This is a genomic window from Vibrio iocasae (genome assembly GCF_042245395.1).
GTDB lineage: Bacteria > Pseudomonadota > Gammaproteobacteria > Enterobacterales > Vibrionaceae > Vibrio > Vibrio iocasae.
The window spans coordinates 1,244,322-1,261,968 of record NZ_CP145310.1; the positions used below are offsets into that span (position 1 = coordinate 1,244,322).

At 41.2% G+C, this 17,647-nt stretch carries 13 protein-coding genes; 9 read left to right on the forward strand and 4 right to left on the reverse strand.

From position 1 onward, the window contains the following. Positions 1 to 55: 55 nt before the first annotated feature. Positions 56 to 1,144, reverse strand: a complete 1,089-nt coding sequence (gene mnmH / locus SNR28_RS05635; protein ID WP_375748234.1) for a tRNA 2-selenouridine(34) synthase MnmH — start codon at positions 1,142 to 1,144, stop codon at positions 56 to 58. Next, positions 1,144 to 2,178 (reverse strand): selenide, water dikinase SelD, encoded by a 1,035-nt coding sequence (selD, locus tag SNR28_RS05640; protein WP_375748235.1) that lies wholly within the window; start codon positions 2,176 to 2,178, stop codon positions 1,144 to 1,146. The genes mnmH and selD overlap by 1 nt, the downstream gene beginning before the upstream one ends. Before the next feature lie 368 nt (positions 2,179 to 2,546). On the opposite strand from selD, the gene SNR28_RS05645 reads away from it, so the two are divergent. From SNR28_RS05645 to SNR28_RS05675, 7 genes are all read left to right on the forward strand, one after another. Further along, positions 2,547 to 5,543, forward strand: coding sequence for a PEP/pyruvate-binding domain-containing protein (locus SNR28_RS05645; protein ID WP_375748236.1), 2,997 nt, complete (start codon positions 2,547 to 2,549; stop codon positions 5,541 to 5,543). Then, positions 5,540 to 6,169 carry a gamma-glutamyl-gamma-aminobutyrate hydrolase family protein gene (locus SNR28_RS05650; RefSeq protein ID WP_375748237.1) on the forward strand — a complete coding sequence of 210 codons (630 nt, stop codon included), beginning with the start codon at positions 5,540 to 5,542 and terminating at the stop codon, positions 6,167 to 6,169. Before SNR28_RS05645 ends, SNR28_RS05650 begins: the two co-directional genes overlap by 4 nt. Next, positions 6,166 to 6,945: an NTP transferase domain-containing protein gene (locus SNR28_RS05655; RefSeq protein ID WP_375748238.1), complete on the forward strand. Its 780-nt coding sequence runs from the start codon at positions 6,166 to 6,168 to the stop codon at positions 6,943 to 6,945. The genes SNR28_RS05650 and SNR28_RS05655 overlap by 4 nt, the downstream gene beginning before the upstream one ends. 35 nt (positions 6,946 to 6,980) lie before the next feature. After that, entirely contained in the window at positions 6,981 to 8,261 is a 1,281-nt protein-coding gene (locus tag SNR28_RS05660) for a CDP-glycerol glycerophosphotransferase family protein (RefSeq protein WP_375748239.1), read from the forward strand. A gap of 6 nt (positions 8,262 to 8,267) precedes the next feature. After that, positions 8,268 to 10,652, forward strand: a complete 2,385-nt coding sequence (locus SNR28_RS05665) for a YidC/Oxa1 family membrane protein insertase (protein WP_375748240.1) — start codon at positions 8,268 to 8,270, stop codon at positions 10,650 to 10,652. A gap of 85 nt (positions 10,653 to 10,737) precedes the next feature. Continuing rightward, on the forward strand, positions 10,738 to 11,040 hold the full coding sequence (locus tag SNR28_RS05670) for a PTS fructose transporter subunit IIB (RefSeq protein WP_375748241.1): 303 nt from the start codon (positions 10,738 to 10,740) through the stop codon (positions 11,038 to 11,040). A 9-nt stretch (positions 11,041 to 11,049) separates the two neighbouring features. Continuing rightward, positions 11,050 to 11,841 (forward strand): PTS sugar transporter subunit IIA, encoded by a 792-nt coding sequence (locus SNR28_RS05675; protein WP_375748242.1) that lies wholly within the window; start codon positions 11,050 to 11,052, stop codon positions 11,839 to 11,841. A gap of 17 nt (positions 11,842 to 11,858) precedes the next feature. Here SNR28_RS05675 and SNR28_RS05680 read toward each other — a convergent pair whose 3' ends face one another. Further along, the gene (locus SNR28_RS05680) at positions 11,859 to 12,704 is read right to left on the reverse strand and encodes a helix-turn-helix transcriptional regulator (protein WP_375748243.1); all 846 of its coding nucleotides are present in this window, start codon (positions 12,702 to 12,704) and stop codon (positions 11,859 to 11,861) included. A gap of 359 nt (positions 12,705 to 13,063) precedes the next feature. Between SNR28_RS05680 and SNR28_RS05685 the strand changes: the two genes are divergently transcribed. Both SNR28_RS05685 and manA read left to right on the forward strand, forming a co-directional pair. After that, positions 13,064 to 14,959 (forward strand): fructose-specific PTS transporter subunit EIIC, encoded by a 1,896-nt coding sequence (locus SNR28_RS05685; RefSeq protein WP_375748244.1) that lies wholly within the window; start codon positions 13,064 to 13,066, stop codon positions 14,957 to 14,959. 182 nt (positions 14,960 to 15,141) lie between these two features. Continuing rightward, on the forward strand, positions 15,142 to 16,341 hold the full coding sequence (manA, locus tag SNR28_RS05690; RefSeq protein WP_375748245.1) for a mannose-6-phosphate isomerase, class I: 1,200 nt from the start codon (positions 15,142 to 15,144) through the stop codon (positions 16,339 to 16,341). A gap of 89 nt (positions 16,342 to 16,430) precedes the next feature. On the opposite strand, the gene SNR28_RS05695 is transcribed toward manA, so the two are convergent. Beyond that, entirely contained in the window at positions 16,431 to 17,603 is a 1,173-nt protein-coding gene (locus SNR28_RS05695) for a carbohydrate porin (RefSeq protein ID WP_375748246.1), read from the reverse strand. Between the last annotated feature and the right edge of the window lie 44 nt (positions 17,604 to 17,647).

Here is a 17,647-nt window from a genome sequence, read left to right on the forward strand (position 1 = left end):
TCAGGTATTCGGAAAGGCGTGTTAAGAACAAAAACCTTGCTCTTAACACTGAAAACTACTGATTGTTTAACCACTCTTTAACCTGGTTGTAGTCGCCCTTGAATACTATTCGTTCGGACTTTTTCCCAAGTTGATAGGTATACATAGGATCGTAATATTGCTCTAGAAGCGGAACCAACCAATTCTCGTGGGCAGAGATACTACCATCTTGTTGCATTTGTTTAATTGCGTCTTTCTGAGCACAAAGCAGTTCGGCATGCCTTTCATGTCCTAATCTTTTTCGGATATTGAACATCCCTCTTTCAAGGTACGCATCAAACTTAGCCCAACCCTCCTCTTCACCAAAGGCTGCAAGAAAATCTCTTTGCATTTTGACCACATAGTCATCAATCAGCCTTTCTACTCTCACATCAAACGGATCGTCTATGACAACAACTTTCGCTTTTTGCATAGATTGATGAATAGAGAGTGGCAATGAAACGCTGCCGATAATCTTACCTTCGTCCTCAAAAACGAAACTATTTACTCCGGCATCCATTTTCTTAATCATCTGGATGCCAAGCTCATTTTCAAAATTGATCTGGTTTCGTTGTTCCTCGACATAACGGCCGAAGGAAGACCCGCGATGGTGAGCAGCCCCCTCCAGGTCAATACCGTTGAAGAGTTCGTTGACCAAAATGGTTTTACCACAACCTGTATTGCCTCCGACGATAGTCATTGGCATTGTGGCAACTTCGTCGATCGTATCAATCAGAAAACGACGCAATGCTTTATAGCCACCAACAATAAATGGGAAGTCAATCCCGGCTTCTTTTAACCATTGTTGCGTGATACGAGAACGTAATCCGCCGCGGAAACAGTACAAGTAACCGTTTGGGTTGGCTTCACAAAACGCTTTCCATTGAGCAATTCTGGCAGCTTTGGTTTCACCATGAACTAATTGGTGGCCAAGCTCGATAGCCGCTTCTTGCCCGTTCTCTTTAAAACACGTACCTACTTTTTCTCGTTCATCGTCCATCATCAAAGGATGGTTCTGAGAAGTTGGAAAAGCTCCGCGAGAAAACTCAACCGGAGCTCTTGTATCCATCAGTGGTGTATCGGAGACAAATAGTCGACGATAATCATCGCTGTTTGGACGTTGCATCAAACTACCTCTACCAGAATATCGCCTTCCTGAGCGATAAGATCACCAATCGGCTCCAGGGTAATTCCATGTTTTATTGCTAACGCTTTCGCCTCTTCTGCACCGTCTGGTGTCACCGCCAGTAGCAAGCCACCAGATGTTTGAGGATCACACAATACCGATTTTTGCAGTTCCGTAATTTCACCGACTTTATGGCCATAACTGGCGTAATTTCGACCAGTGCCGCCAGGAACACAGCCCTGTTCGATATAGTTCATGACTCCAGGTAATGTTGGAACTTTATCAAGATCAATACGCGCTTTCAGACCGCTACCTTCGCAAATTTCTGTTAAGTGACCAAGCAGGCCAAAACCTGTCACGTCAGTCATCGCTTTCACGCATTCTAGATCAGAGAAATCTGCACCAGGAGTATTGAGCTTACACATCCAATCTCTGGCTAAACCAATATGTTCTTCTGCCAGTTTTGATTTCTTCTCGGCGGTCGTCAGCACACCAATGCCCAGCGGCTTAGTCAGATAAAGCTGACAACCTTCTTCTGCTTTACTGTTTTGTTTAACTTTGTCGGAGTCAACAATACCTGTTACGGCTAATCCAAAGATAGGTTCAGGGGCATCAATAGAATGACCACCAGCCAAAGAAATACCAATTTCAGCACAAACTGAACGGCCGCCATCAACCACTTTCTGAGCAACTTCTGGTGGAAGAGTATTGATAGGCCAACCCAGGATTGCAATGGCCATAATTGGTTTACCACCCATCGCATAAATATCACTTATTGCATTTGTTGCTGCGATACGGCCAAAATCAAACGGGTCATCAACAATCGGCATAAAGAAGTCGGTGGTACTGATGACCGCTGTACCGTTACCTAAGTCATAAACAGCAGCGTCATCTTTGTTCTCGTTACCCACCAACAGGTTTGGGTCATGAAAAGGAGCAATTTGAGTTTTTAGAATAGTATCAAGTACTTTAGGAGAGATTTTGCAACCACAACCTGCACCGTGGCTATATTGGGTTAATCTGATTTTATCCATGACGTTTTCCGAAACTAAAGAAGGAAATTTTACTCTGAGCAGAGCTAACAGTCACTATCAATAACCAAATAACTTAAAACAAATCACTACAGCAACAGCGATCCTCCTCATAATAACGCGCAGAATAATAATCTCACAACTGTATATTATTTAATCAAATCGACATCCACGGCGGACCTTCCGATTGATTGTTGTGCTATCAATAAACACCTGAACCGAGTCTATTTTTCATCTCATTCTATCAAAAATAAGAATTTCGATTAATTAAGGTTAGGTCAGTCTCAAAACAGTCGTAATTTTAAATTTTCGGGCTAAATTAATTATTGAAATCTATAGTAATAAAATCAAACCAACAAAAAGAGAATAAAATGGCTATTGAACTGTACTTTCTTGGGGCTGGTATGCCCGCGAGTGGAACCAAACCTGCTGCGTTAAAAAAAATAGCAAATAAAACCACAGCGATGGATTGGCAGTTGAATAGTTTTGAAGGTATCGTAAAAAAGAATAAAACCTTTTTCTTAGGTGGCTACAATATTGATGAAGTGGTAAAAGCATTCCCTAAACTGAATTTTACCGTCGTCCCAAACTGGAATAACTCAACCGTACTTAACACCCTTTTGCATGGCCCTTTTAGTGGGAAATCCGTGATCATTACCTATACGGATACCTTATTTAGAAAAGAAACCGTAAATCAAATTATAAAAGAAAAGTCCGACGTAACTGTCGCCATAGATAGTGGTTGGAAGAAGAGATACTCATCCCGAACACAAGCAGACATAGATAGTGCTGAGCTTATTACTGTTAATGAAGAGAAGTGCGAGTTTACTGGGCTGGTTCACTTTAAATGCAAAGCTGCTCAGTACATTAAAGAAAATATAAAACACAATATTGACAATAGTATTGGCGATAACATACCTGACTTATTAAAAACTCTAGAAAATAACGGATTTTCAATCGGTTACATAGACGTTAAAAGTGACTGGGCTGAATTTAACTCTCCAATAGATATCGCTAATTTTATCCTGGGTACTAAAGCTGACACTCTCGCCAGACTAGAAACCATCGTAAAAAAAAGCGTCATAGGTAAACAGGTTAGTTTTACAACCTCCGAATGGAAAAATAAAAAAGACACCGTAATAGAAAGAATTCAAAATCAGTTTGGCAAAAATAAACTAATTGTGAGAAGCAGTTCTAAATCAGAGGACAACTGGCGTTCTTCCAATGCTGGTGGTTTCGAAAGTATTTTAGATGTTTCTAGCACAAATATTGAAGAGCTCACGGATGCAATTCATAAAGTGGTTTCATCTTACGGCCGTTTGAGCGAAGAAGACGATCAAGTATTAGTCCAGGAGTTTTTGCAAGACGTAATATTGGCGGGAGTTGTGTTCACGTGTACCTTAGAATCAGGCGCGCCTTATTATAGGTTCAACTTTGATGATACGACTAAGTCAACAGAGTCCGTTACTGCTGGCACACACTCAGACCTGAGAACCGTTTTGGTTAGCAAATTGCAACCACAGTCCGTTAAAGAAGTCGCCCCGGAGCTCGAATGCGTCCTCGAGTCAATACAGGAACTAGAATTGTTGCTGGGTTTCGACAAATTGGATATCGAGTTTGCGATTGATGGTTCTGGGCGAGTCCATATTTTTCAGGTTCGCCCCGTTGTCGTAAACCACGACAACTATGAATTAGATATAGAAGAAATCTCCTGCTCTATTGATAACGACTTAATCCGCTATAACAATCTGCAAAAATCTCTGCCATGTATCAGCGGCAACAAAACACTATTCGCTAACATGCCAGACTGGAATCCAGCAGAAATAGTGGGGACAAGGCCGAAACCTTTGGCATTGAGCCTTTATCAGCACTTAATTACAAACGAAATCTGGGCAGAACAACGAGCGGAATACGGCTATAAAGACGTAAGACCTTATCCCCTGATTGTCGCTTTTTCAGGGCAGCCTTATGTCGATGTGCGCGCAAGCTTCAACTCCTTTATACCGAGTTCGATTTCAGAGGATTCAGCAGACAGAATAGTCAATGCATATCTGGAGTTACTGTCGGATCACCCTCATTTCCACGACAAGATCGAGTTTGATATTGCGTTTACTATCTGGACGCCCGAATTTATGGAGGAGGCCAAAAATCGCTTAATGCCTTATGGCGTGCTTCCATCAGATTTAGTTGAGCTGGAATCAGGGCTAAAAGCAATTACCAGTGAAGCTCTGCTGAGATTAGAAGACGACATAAAATCCGTCGCTACTCTTCAAAGTCGCTGTCAAAGCATTTCTGATTCAAAATTAAGCGCTATCGATAAGGTATTTGCTTTGTTAGATGATTGTAGACGATTTGGTACCTTAGCTTTCTCACATGCAGCGAGAGCTGGGTTTGTTGCCTCGACTCTGCTTAAGAGTCTGGTAAAAATCGGCGCTATGACGGAAGCGCGAAGAATAGAACTACTCAATAGCTTTGATACTGTAGCCGGCAAGTTTGAACACGATAAATCCGCTTACATACAAGGGCATATCAGCAAAGAAGACTTAATACACGAATATGGGCATTTGCGCCCCGGAACTTACGAAGTTACCACTCTGGCCTACTGGGAAGACCCTCGCCAGTACCTAATACCAAAAGAGCTAAAGGTAAATAAAAATAAAGAACATACCTCTATAGAGCTTTCTAAAAAGGAGCGCTCCGGAATTACTGCGCTATTAGATCAGCTCAACTCAACAATAAGCGTAGAACTATTTGTTCAATATATAATTCAAGCTACACAAGAAAGAGAGCGGGTCAAATTTGAATTTACCAGAAACCTCAGCCGTGCTTTGGATTACTGTATTGAGCTTGGCAAACAGGTCAACCTATCCAGAGATGAAGTTTCTATGCTCACCTACTCAGATTTAGAACAACTAAAGCTGAACACCATCAACTCTGAAACGATTAAAGCGATTGTTAGATCCAGAGAAGAGGCCTATAAGCTGACTAAGGTCATCGAGTTACCTTCGCTCATTGACAGTCCGACAAAATTCTATTGTTTTGAACGTCACTCTTCCCAGCCTAATTATATTGGTGTTGACCGAGTCGCTGCTGATATTTGCAACCTTGATCAAAACAGTACTAATAACCTGGCCGGAAAAATAGTCATGATTCCTCAGGCTGACCCCGGATATGATTGGCTCTTCGAGTACAACATTGCCGGTCTGATTACACTTTACGGTGGCGCTAACTCACATATGGCAATTCGATCAGTAGAGATCGGATTGCCTGCTGCAATAGGAGTTGGAGAGAAGTTATACGACAGCTTAAAAACAGCTTCGAAAATTGAGCTGGATTGTTTAGGTCAAACCTTGAGAGTTATCGAATGAAGCGTATTGGTATAACTCAAAGAGTAGACATTATAGAAAGTTACGGCGAACGCAGAGACGCCTTAGATCAGCAGTGGTACGACTTAGTGATGCAATTGAATGCAATCCCGATACCACTGCCAAACATACATTCTGAACTTGTACCGACTTTGCTACATGAACTTAATTTAGACGCAGTCATTTTTACTGGAGGTAATAACCTGACTTATCTGGATCCAACCAGCCGTGATTGCGCACCTGAAAGAGATGCTTTCGAGCTAACACTGATTTCTGAGTTAGAAAAAAACGATATACCTTTCCTGGGCGTGTGCAGAGGAATGCAGATCATAAATCATTATTATTCTGGAAGTCTTATAGCGATAAAAAATCACGTAGCAACAAGGCATAAAATTTATGGTGTTGAGGATTCTTTTAAATTTGCATCGCATGTTAATAGCTTTCACAACTGGGCAATACCACACGAAGGATTAGCAAATGAACTTAACGCTATCGCCTTAGATGAGAATAATAATGTCGAGGCACTCATTCACAAAACCAAAAAGATAGCCGGCATGATGTGGCATCCGGAAAGAGAATCAGACACCGACGCTACAGATCTTAATTTTATAAAGGAAATATTACTATGACGAAGGCATTAATCCTGGCTGCGGGACAAGGTACAAGATTAAAACCATACACCGACGATAAGCCCAAATGCCTGGTTACCCTTATGGGCAGGACCTTACTTGACAGACAAGTAACGACATTACAATCACAGCAAATTAAAGACATACACATAGTTACCGGGTATCGCGCAGATCAAATAGAATCATTAGGGTTTGATACATCGTATAACGCTCAATTTAAAACAACCAATATGGTGGAAAGTTTATTCTCAGCCATTGAGTTTTTAAAAGACTGCAATGAAGACCTTATTATCAGCTATGGCGACATAATCTATAACCCTAGTAATTTGGAAAGGCTGCTAGGATGCAATGATGAAGTTGCAATCATGATAGATAAAGACTGGTACTCCCTTTGGTCAATTAGAATGGATAACCCGCTTGAAGATGCTGAAACACTGAAATTAGATAGCAAAGGATACATCAAAGAGTTAGGTAAAAAGCCTTTAAGTTACGATGAAATACAAGGCCAATACACCGGACTGATAAAAATCAGAGCGGACAAGCTAGCTGATTTTATTGGCTTCTATACGAGTTTGGATCGAGAAGAACAATATGATGGCCAGGATTTTTACAACATGTATATGACTAGTTTCCTTCAATTGCTTATAAATAACAGCTGGAAAATCAAGGCGGCGACAGTGAATGGCGGCTGGCTGGAAGTGGATTCTGTTAGTGACTTAGAAACTTACTCAAGTTTAGCAAGCAATGGCGAACTAAAAAAGTATTGCCACGTTTAAGATCTCATCGTCTATTTGGTCAGGATGTAGTTAATTTGAACAATATAAGCACTCAATATCAATTACTTTTCGCACTATTTATAGCGCTCCATAGTAACCATGCTCATGCTTATTTAGATCCTGGTTCAGGTAGCGCCATAGTGGGTTTAATTACTGCGGCTATAGGTTCAGTTTGGTTTTCAATTAAGTCTCTTTTTTATCGAATAAAAGGTAACAACATTTTAGATGATGAAATCACTATAGGTGATGAAAGCATCGTTATCTTCAGTGAAGGAAAAGCATACTGGTCAACGTTTAAGCCCTTGATAAACCGATTGATTGAACAGGAAGTTCCATTCAGATACTTTACTTTGGATATGTATGACCCTGCGTTGACCATCGACAATAAGTGCATGAGTTCAAAGCTACTTTCACTGAAATCAATAAATTTATCTGAGATAAATAAAGTTAAAGCAAGGTGTGTTATTTCTACAACACCCAATATTGGAACGCCAGGTTACCCAGTCAAAAAGTCACCATACATTGAGAAGTTAATTCATGTATTTCATCATGTTGGTGATATTTCTATATATAAGAAATATTCTTTAGATAACTATGATGAAGTTATCATGGCTGGAGATTTTCAGAAAAAAGCGATACGTAAGATCGAGTCTTTAAGAGATCTCAAGAAAAAAAAACTCATTTCACTTGGAGTCCCATATCTGGACGACCTATATTCCAGTACATCCAGGACTGATAAAGCTAAAAACAAGAATACAACAATACTTGTCGGATCTTCGTGGGGATCTAAAGGTTGCTTAAGGCAATACGGCGTAGATTTTATTAATAAATTAGCTAACGCTGGCTACAATGTCATCGTACGTCCTCACCCGCAGTCGGCTAAATCAGAGCCTGAATTTATTGATAAATGTAAAGAAGCAACTAGCCATACTAATGTAATTTGGGACGAAGTACCTTCACCATCTCATTCTATGAATGAATCCGATCTACTCATTTCTGACACATCGGCTATAAGGTTTGATTACGCATTTCTGCATGAAAAACCCATTATAACCTTGGATATACCCAAGGATAAATTATCTGAGTTTGAACTCTCAGACTTAAATGAAAGCTGGTATGAATCAGCATCTTTGCGAATAGGTAGAGTTTTAAATAAAGACTCTGTTTGTCACTTGAATGAAATTGTGGACGAAACGTTAAGGTCAAACTTTATTAGCGACATCCGAACATTTAGACAAGAAACTGTGCAAAACTTTGGGAATAGTGCACCACATGTAGTTGATTACATACTTAAAGCTAACTCTATTAAAGGTTAATATTATATGTGGCAATACATCTTACTAATGTATTCTGATTTTTTTATTTACTTGGTCAACTTAGTTGATAGCTTTGGACTTGCCACGATTTTATTGTCATTGATATCTGCATTTTTAATGTTTTACCCTCTAAAATGGGCAGGAAAGATAGCTACAGAAGAAGCAGCTCTACAGAGTGTCATCGCCCCTCAGCTATTGGAAATAAGTAAAAGTGAGTCAGGTCTACATAAGCATCAGGCAATCAAAAGATTATACTCAAGATACTCTTATCACCCCATATATGCAGTTCGCTCTCTATCTCCACTTTTTATTCAGCTCCCCTTTTTGATACTCACTTACTTTATGCTAAAGGGTATAAGTGGTTTAGAGGGTCAAAGTTTCTACTGGCTAAATGACTTGAGTCTCCCTGATGGTGTTCTTTATGGCGACGGGAATATCTTGCCTTTTTTAATGACAGCTATTAATTTGTTGTCAATACTCTTTATAAAAAACTTTAGTTATAAAAATGCATTACAAGCAATATTTGTTAGCATATTATTTTTTGTTTTATTGTATAACGAACGATCTATATTACTATTATTTTGGACCACCAACAACCTACTATTACTAATTAAAGGGGGCTATGCGTACCTTAATTCTAAAAATAAAGAATTATATGCTGTTTCAAATTTTGACTGGAGTATACATGAAAATATCAACGTCAAAAGCATAGTTAACTTAGCTATATATGTTTTCGTTTCCTCATTGATATTTAAAGAATTATTTAACATTGGAATAGTAAGGAAGCTTTCATTAAGCTTATATATTTTATCTATAGGTTTCTTGGCACTTTCAATAGTATTCGCACTACTCACCTCATGGCAAACCAAAGATAATAATGGAAGTACAATAACGTTATTTGACAAAACATCGTCAGTCAAAATAAACATATCAGCTATTGATTTATTATTCCTTCTCCTGCCGATTTCATTTGTTGCTCAATATGCATTAGCAAACCAAGATATAATGAAACTTTCAGAGCAATTAGTCTTCATTTCTATCTGCACTTTATGTTTCTTTGTGTATATATGGTTAGTACCCTATGTATTGAGCAAGTTTACCAGTACAACCGGATTCGTAGAGTTTTCGCTATCTCTATCATTGGTTTACGTTACTCTTCCCATTCTGGCATCACAAAATGGTTGGTATGATCAACCAGACATCGCCTTGTTATTGGCTTCATTGCTTGTGCTTTTTGGTTTTGTCCATCTGATGTATAGATATAAAAGAAAGTTGTTATGGGCTTTCTCAGTCGTCTTCTTCTTGGTTAGTTTTTCGGTTAACTTCTTAAAGTCAGACGAGAGCTTGTACAACATTAAGAGCGTGAAAGTCGATTACTCCAATTTCATTCCATCACAACAACTCACCAGAAAACCTGATATCTACCTGCTCACATATGACGCTTATGTTGCTAATGGAACAATGGCTAAATACGGAATTGATAACTCTGAACAAGAAGAGTATCTGGCAGAACGAAATTTTAAGATGTACCCAAAAACCTACTCTCTAGCCAGGAGTACTCTCCAGACTATGGCCAGGGTTTTAGAGATGTCGGATAACTTACCTATTCCAACTCGACTCTCAACTGCCGGGAACGCATTAGTTCCGTCTATTTTGGAGAAAAACGGTTACCACACATACGGCATTCTGACGCCCTATTTTTTTGCGGCTCCAGTCATTGGCTATCAAACATTTTATCCTGACCAGAGTTCTCTTCTTACCAGTGATTCTGTTTACAATGGTCTGAAAGAAGGCCAGTTCAGATTTGACTTAATAGATGAGACTGCCAACTATAATCATGGTGACTGGATTACTCAGAAGAGACAAGTCATGGCTTTGGATTCGGAAAGTCCCAAGTTTATGTACACCCATACTGGCCCACACCATAGCCAGAATTCTGGCAAATGTTTAGACAATGAAACGGAACTATTTCAGCAACGGCTTGATGATGCAAATACCGAAATGAAAGAGGATATTGAAACTATTTTAGCGAGCAACAGAGAAGCTATTATTATTATCAATGGTGATCATGGTCCCTATCTTACAGGTGATTGCAAGAATCTAACTGGTATCAAAGATTCAGATATTACCAAGCTTCACTTACAAGATAGGTACGGCTCTTTTCTCGCTATTAGATGGCCAGACAATGAGTATGAGAAATATGATGACATTCGGGTATTACAGGATACTTTTAATGCTGTTTTCAAGTACTTATATCAGTCAGATAAAGTACTCAATACACCTGTTTCTACTGCTTCCATTAAGGAAGGTATCAGCGGCATCGAAGATAACATAATCCAGAACGGCATTATTATGCTTGGCAAAAACAAGGGAGAGCCTCTGTTTGATTGACGTTCCAGTTCGTCATCTAAGTTTACTTATGGTATTAAACTGTGTTTACAATTAACTCACCCACACTAACTCGTACATGCAAACAATGAAAATAGTCGCAGTTACTGCCTGCCCAACCGGAATCGCCCACACCTACATGGCCGCTGACGCTCTGAAGAAAGAAGCTCAGAAGAAGAACATTCAGATAAAGGTTGAGACTCAAGGGGCAATGGGAATCGAGAATCCGTTAAACGCCTCTGATATCGCCAGTGCTGATTTGGTACTAATTGCATCGGACATTGAAGTTGAGCAGAGAGCGCGCTTTACAGGTAGTAAGATTCATTGCGTAACGATCGAAGAAGTACTGATTGATGTTAGTCAGGTACTTGATCAGTGTTGCCAGCTCTAAACTCTTGCCATGAACATTGAACGACGCATTACTTTTATCATTGGTGAGGAAGGATTTGCCGCCTGGAAGCTAAATCGGCTCAAAGCTCTGTCCGGCTATTTTCGTTCGGTTGTTATACTAAAAAACATTTCTTTAGGCCGGGCTGTCAACGCAGAACAAACGTTAAAAGTGATGAGCCTTGGCAGCCGCAATAATGATTTGTGCCAACTATGGATAGAAGGTTCTGATGCAGAGTTGGCATGTATGATATTGACCGATTTCATTGCCGACGAATTTGAAATCATCAACACTTCTCACCGCCCTAACGCAAAGTTCGCGACGAATATCATCGAAACCCATCCCTCCTTTTCTCTCGAGTTCGATATTAACTTCAATTTTGAAAAAGTAGCGCAAGGTACAGAGCTCAGTAAAAACGCATTACTGTTTAAACTTACCGATGTTTTAAAACAACAGGCGGCTGAACCGGTGTATCAAGCCTTATTAGACAGAGAAGAAATTTCCTCAACCTGTATCGGACACCAAATTGCGCTTCCACATGTAATGCATCCAGACATCGAGACACCAGAGCTCAATATTATTCGACTTTCGGCCATGACCGACTGGAACTCAGCTCGTGGTGATGCTTCTTTATTGATTGGCTTATTCCTCCCTGCTCCACCACAAATGCCGGTAATTAAAGCCTTTACCCAGCTTTCTCGAAGCCTGCTCGAAGAGGACTTCTGCGATTTGCTCACCTCGACCACGGAAGAAGAAGCTCTAAAGGCCATCTTAATTCATACGATGGCGAAAACGCCAAGATAGAACCGTCGACTAACAGCTTATCCCATACTTCGATACTCAGATGGTGTGTATCCTGTCTTGTTCTTGAATACTCGGAAGAAGTAGTTCACGTCCTGATATCCGCACCGGGTCGCCACCTCATTTAGCCGAAATGGATAGCGCCTTAACATAAACTTCGCTCTGTCTATTCGCACCCACGTAATGTAATCCGCCAGTGTCATATGCCCTTGTTGACGGAACATCCGGGATAGATGGTTCGGTGTAATGTTGAAGCGATCCGCGATAGTACTGCGAGTAATATTGCGGTGAAAGTTTTCCTGAATATAGATACAAATACCCTGATAAAGGTCTTCACTGCGCTTCTTCGCTGAATACACAGGATCAGAAATCATTGATTGCGCATAACTCAGTAGAGACAGCAATAAATGTTCATCCATTGGGTTTTTGCGTTTTTCTTTAGCAAGTGCATTCAGTGCTTCAAGAATATGGTCGATGGCATGGCCAGTTCTGGTTTGAATACTGTGTTTTCTGACATCCACAAATCCAGTCTCATCCCGATTCTTCGTTACTAGGCTAAAACCAAGCTGACGACGGCCAAACAACAAGCTTAAAACTGAACAATCCGTATCCCAATCGGGTTTATTCCAACAGTTAGGTGGAATAAAGAGCGCATCACCAGACAATACCTTGATATCAACAATCCCCTGCTCTGGATCTTCGATTTTGTTTGGGTACTCTCCACTCATCACCAGCTCAAGCCTGGGAAAGTTTACCTGATAGCTAAATTGAGGAGGTTCCAACTGATCGCTGGCAAACCAGATACGGCTAAAGTTCTCTCGTTCTGATACCAGTGTTTCGATTAAATCGTGAAAGACAACGCCCATAGCATTCCTAAAATCGTCCAGTTTTAAGATAGTGAAACGACAAATTTGGTGATCCAACGCACTAAAAATCGCCCTAAGATAAGGCCACTTTAATCCACAAAACAAAAATTCTAAATTTATTTTTGTAACAACTGCCACATCTTAATTAAGAGAAACTCATATTATCTCGCTGTATTTACTAGTTTTTATACCAATAATTCTAGAAAACCTGCCTTTGACTAAAATATGAACTAAGTCACAACCAGATTTACAGGTTACAATAATCCAGTAAATGTCTTTCTCATACACTATCGTAATTAGCGACTTAGTACGAAAATAAATATGAATCAAATAACAAGTATCAATTGGGGACAAGGAACATGATTACTGAGTTAATTAATGAAAAATTGATTCGTCTCGACCTTAGCGCAACAACAAAAGAAGAAGTCTTTGTTGAGCTAATCGACGTGCTAAGCACTGAAGGGCGAATTAACGACAAAGCACAGTTTTTAGCAGATATCAAAGCTCGTGAAGAGCTAGGTAACACCGGATTTGAAGAAGGTGTTGCACTACCACACGCAAAAAGCTCGGCTGTAACCAAACCAGCGGTAGCCATTGGTGTGAGCCGCGCTGGTGTTGAGTATGGTGCGGAAGACGGCAAACCATCAAAACTCTTTTTTATGATTGCCTCTCCTGATGGCGGTGCCGATCACCATATTGAAGTGCTTGCAGAGCTCTCTTCGAAGCTCATTACCGATGGCTTTATCGAAAGCTTCCTGGCAGCCAAAACAGAAGCTGAAGCACTAGAGCTACTTTTGCAAAAGGTAGAACCAACAGAGCCTGCTATTCCGGCTGATAAAGGGTTCCTTATTGGTGTAACTGGCTGTCCGACGGGTGTTGCCCACACTTATCTGGCGGCCGAAGCGTTAGAGAAAGGAGCGGCAGAATTAGGTTACGAGATTAAAGTTGAAACCAATGGTTCTATTGGTGTGAAAAACGCACCTACAGCAGAAGAAATCGAAAAAGCAGATGCGATCATTGTTGCTTGTGACAAGCAAGTCGACCTAGAGCGATTTGCTGGTAAAAAAGTAATAGAAACAGGCGTAAAAGCACCTATCAAAGACGCAGAAGAGGTTATCCAGCAAGCGCTTAATGCACCTCGGTATCAGGCGACTGGTAAATCTAAAGCTTCGGATACCAACAAATCTTCTACCCGCTCAGATCTGTATAAGTACCTGATGAACGGCGTATCTCACATGATTCCGTTTGTAGTAACGGGTGGTCTTCTAATCGCTCTATCTCTTGCCATTGGTGGTGAGCCAACAGAAGCCGGTATGGCGATTCCTGCAGGCAGCCTCTGGAACAAGGTGCTTGATGTCGGTGTGGTTGCCTTTACATTGATGATCCCAATTTTGGCTGGTTATATTGCCTATGCGATTGCTGATCGTCCGGGACTGGCACCAGGCTTTATCGGTGGCTGGATTGCTAACAACGGTTCTTTCTATGGCGCGGAAGCGGGTACTGGCTTTATCGGAGCTATCCTTGCTGGTCTCCTAGTGGGTTACTTTGTTCGCTGGTTAACAAGCCTGAACTATCACAAATTTATCCAGCCACTGGTGCCAATCATGATTGCTCCAATCGTTGGTTCGCTGTTTATCTCATCACTGTTTATCTTTGTTATAGGTGCGCCAATTGCAGACCTGATGGAAAGCATGAATACATTGCTGACTAACATGAGTACGGGCAACGTTGTACTTCTGGGTATTGTTCTTGGTGGCATGGCTGGCTTCGATATGGGTGGTCCATTTAACAAGGTCGCGTTCCTGTTCTCTGTAGGCATGATTGCCAGCGGTCAGACTCAATTTATGGGTGCGATGGCGTGTGCGATTCCTGTTGCGCCACTAGGTATGGGCCTGGCTACAATCCTTGGCCGTAAGCTAAGCCTGTTTGAAGAGTCAGAGTTCGAAGCGGGTAAAGCAGCTGGTGCGATGGGTCTGGTTGGTATTTCTGAAGGTGCGATTCCATTTGCCGCTCAGGATCCAATGTCCGTTATCCCTGCAAACGTGATTGGTTCTGCAGTTGCAGCAGTCATGGCCTTCTCGTTCGGTATCACTAACAGCGTAGCGCATGGTGGTCCGGTCGTCGCTCTGCTGGGTGCAATGAACAAACCTCTACTAGCACTGGTTTGCATGGCTGTCGGCTCAATTGTTACTGCTCTGGTATGCATCTCTCTTAAAAAGATGCGTATGGGTAAAGCCGAGGTTGCACTAGCATAATCTGACTTTTGAAAGCTTCCCCTCTTAGCATTAAGAGGGGATTTTTCTGTTTCATGGATTATTTAATACAAATCAAGTTTTTGTATTTTATTTGTATCTTTTATGTATTACCCCTTGAACTGCCATACGGCTAATGTAAAATCCATTTAATTCTTACCTCAAAAAATATACAGGGTATAAAAATGACTCAGGTTTCTACGCAGTACTTTTTCCCAATGGACAACGTCATCCAGGATTACGCTTGGGGAAGCCGCACTTCAATCAACACGCTTTTCGGTATTGAAAATCCAGATAACAAGCCACAGGCAGAAATCTGGATGGGAGCTCATCCAAATGGTTGCTCTAAAATTGTTGAAAACGGCGAAACACAGCTTCTGTCTGATTTCATCAACCTGGACAAATCCGGCATTCTGACTGTAGAAACTGATACTCAATTTGGTGAACTGCCATACCTATTTAAAGTACTTGCTGCTGAAAGCGCGCTTTCTATCCAGGTTCACCCTAGCAAAGAACAAGCAGAAGAAGGTTTCCAGCGAGAAGAAGAAGCGGGTATTCCACGCAACGCAGCAAACCGTAACTACAAAGATCCAAACCATAAACCTGAGCTTGTTTATGCTCTGACACCTTATCAGGCGATGAACGGTTTCCGTGAGATTCCTGAAATGCTATCTCTGTTTGAAAAAGTTCAGGTCGCTGAAATTGCTGAAACTGTAGCAGCGTTTAAAGCGTCTGCAAACGAAGAAGGACTGGAAAAGTTCTTCTACACAATCCTTTCTATGGAAGGTGAAGCAAAAGAAAAAGCCGTTAGTGAGCTAATGGCGTTTGCCGAAGCAAACAAAGATGACGAGCTTTTTGCCCTGATTATTGAACTTGCTGGCCTGTATCCGGGTGATATCGGTCTGTTCTGCCCGCTAATGCTGAATGTTCTAACTCTTCAGCCGGGTGAAGCTATGTTCTTGTATGCTTGTACTCCACACGCTTACCTAAAAGGTACAGGTCTTGAGATTATGGCGAACTCAGACAACGTTCTGCGTTCTGGCCTAACACCTAAGTACATGGATATTGATGAACTGGTTAAGTGTACGATTTTCCAGGAAAAACCGGCGAGTACTCTGCTGACAGAACCAGAGATCCGCGATGGTGGTCAGTACTACCCTATCCCGGTAGACGACTTTAAGTTTGCGGTATTTATGTCTGCTGATGAGCTAACTCTAAACACTGAAAGTGCTGAGATTCTGCTTGCTCTTGATGGCGACTTAACTCTGACTCATAAGAGCGGTGAAACAGTAACCATTGCTCAGGGTGAATCAGTATTTATCCCAGCATACACAAACAAATTCCAGATCAGTTCTAAAGGCCGAGTAGCTCGCGCATTTAACTAGTCATTGTTTATAAACACGAATAGTTTATAAATTGGAAATGTACGAAAAAGCGAGGCTGGATTAGCCTCGCTTTTTTGTAGATTCAAATACTACCAAATATTTGATAGATGAAATGAAACTGAGCCTATAAAACGCTCTTTATAGTGGCTGAGTGTTGGAGAGACATATTGCAGATCTCCTTTGATGCTAAGCCATTTATTTACGTTATAAGCGTAAAATGCCTCAAGCCCATCCTCATCATTTACTTCGTAACCTAGTTGCAGATGTTTAAAGGCATTTTGAAAATCGTTTGACAGATTATTCTTATAGTAACCAAAACCCCAGTCATCCTGCCCCCTATTGAGAAATGTTGCTTTACCACCTAGCCCGGCAGTAAAAGTTCCACTAAAATAATTCGGATTTCCATCTGCAACTGAGCCGCGCATATACAAGCCCCAACCTTCCCCAGTAGGAAGTCCAGCTAAGTCATGTGTCAACTGTGCTCTGATATTGTACTTTTGCTGAGCTGTTTCAGAAAACGTAAGATCCGGTTCGAGTGAGGCCAGATCACTCCCGCTTTCAGTACTTAAGGTACCGGACAAGCCAATACTCGTCTCTCTGCTAAAGACTCGCATTCTTTTAGTTGTACCTAAAGAGAGATTAACACCGTCCTCGAATGCCCCTTTTAAATGCCCCCTACCTGAATACCTGTCCCTTGGGTCATAAAGCATGAAAGACCAATCAAGATCATAAAGACTAAAACCACTTACTAAGCCCAAAAAAGCAGGCGGTGTTACACCTGATGGCGGAGCAACAAATGAGATATTATTGAAGCCCGATCTTGCTGCCCCACCATAGAATGTCCCCTCCTTGAGCAACTCGATTGCATCTATCTTTCCTACTTTCATATACCAATCGTCACCACTATGCTGATAATAAAATGCAGATAAAAAAGTTTCATCTGTGCCTCCATAGAACGCAGCATTTGGTGAAGACAAAATAGGAAAGTCATACCCATTCGCATCACCAAACCGCGACACCAAGTGGGTAGAAAAACGGCCATTTTTCCATAAACCAATATCCGCGGTATCTAACGATGCTGATAAATCTAGCCTCCCAGCCAGATTCGATGAGTAGTGACCATCTTCTTTTTTCCAGTTGTGACTATAGAGAGACAAATCAGTTGTGAGATCGATACTTTCTTTGGCATTTAGCTGACCGGACATCGAGAAACTACAGCCCGCTACTATGGCAACCACGAGGGATGAACGAGTAATGCGCACACAATTTACCTTGTTGGACGAAAAACCTGACAGGGATAAGAGGC

Coding starts and splice junctions, on each gene's coding strand:
- mnmH (WP_375748234.1), bottom strand. CDS start 1,144: ATGCAACGTCCAAACAGCGATGATTATCGTCGACTATTTGTCTCCGAT.
- selD (WP_375748235.1), bottom strand. CDS start 2,178: ATGGATAAAATCAGATTAACCCAATATAGCCACGGTGCAGGTTGTGGT.
- SNR28_RS05645 (WP_375748236.1), top strand. CDS start 2,547: ATGGCTATTGAACTGTACTTTCTTGGGGCTGGTATGCCCGCGAGTGGA.
- SNR28_RS05650 (WP_375748237.1), top strand. CDS start 5,540: ATGAAGCGTATTGGTATAACTCAAAGAGTAGACATTATAGAAAGTTAC.
- SNR28_RS05655 (WP_375748238.1), top strand. CDS start 6,166: ATGACGAAGGCATTAATCCTGGCTGCGGGACAAGGTACAAGATTAAAA.
- SNR28_RS05665 (WP_375748240.1), top strand. CDS start 8,268: ATGTGGCAATACATCTTACTAATGTATTCTGATTTTTTTATTTACTTG.
- SNR28_RS05670 (WP_375748241.1), top strand. CDS start 10,738: ATGAAAATAGTCGCAGTTACTGCCTGCCCAACCGGAATCGCCCACACC.
- SNR28_RS05675 (WP_375748242.1), top strand. CDS start 11,050: ATGAACATTGAACGACGCATTACTTTTATCATTGGTGAGGAAGGATTT.
- SNR28_RS05680 (WP_375748243.1), bottom strand. CDS start 12,704: ATGGGCGTTGTCTTTCACGATTTAATCGAAACACTGGTATCAGAACGA.
- SNR28_RS05685 (WP_375748244.1), top strand. CDS start 13,064: ATGATTACTGAGTTAATTAATGAAAAATTGATTCGTCTCGACCTTAGC.
- manA (WP_375748245.1), top strand. CDS start 15,142: ATGACTCAGGTTTCTACGCAGTACTTTTTCCCAATGGACAACGTCATC.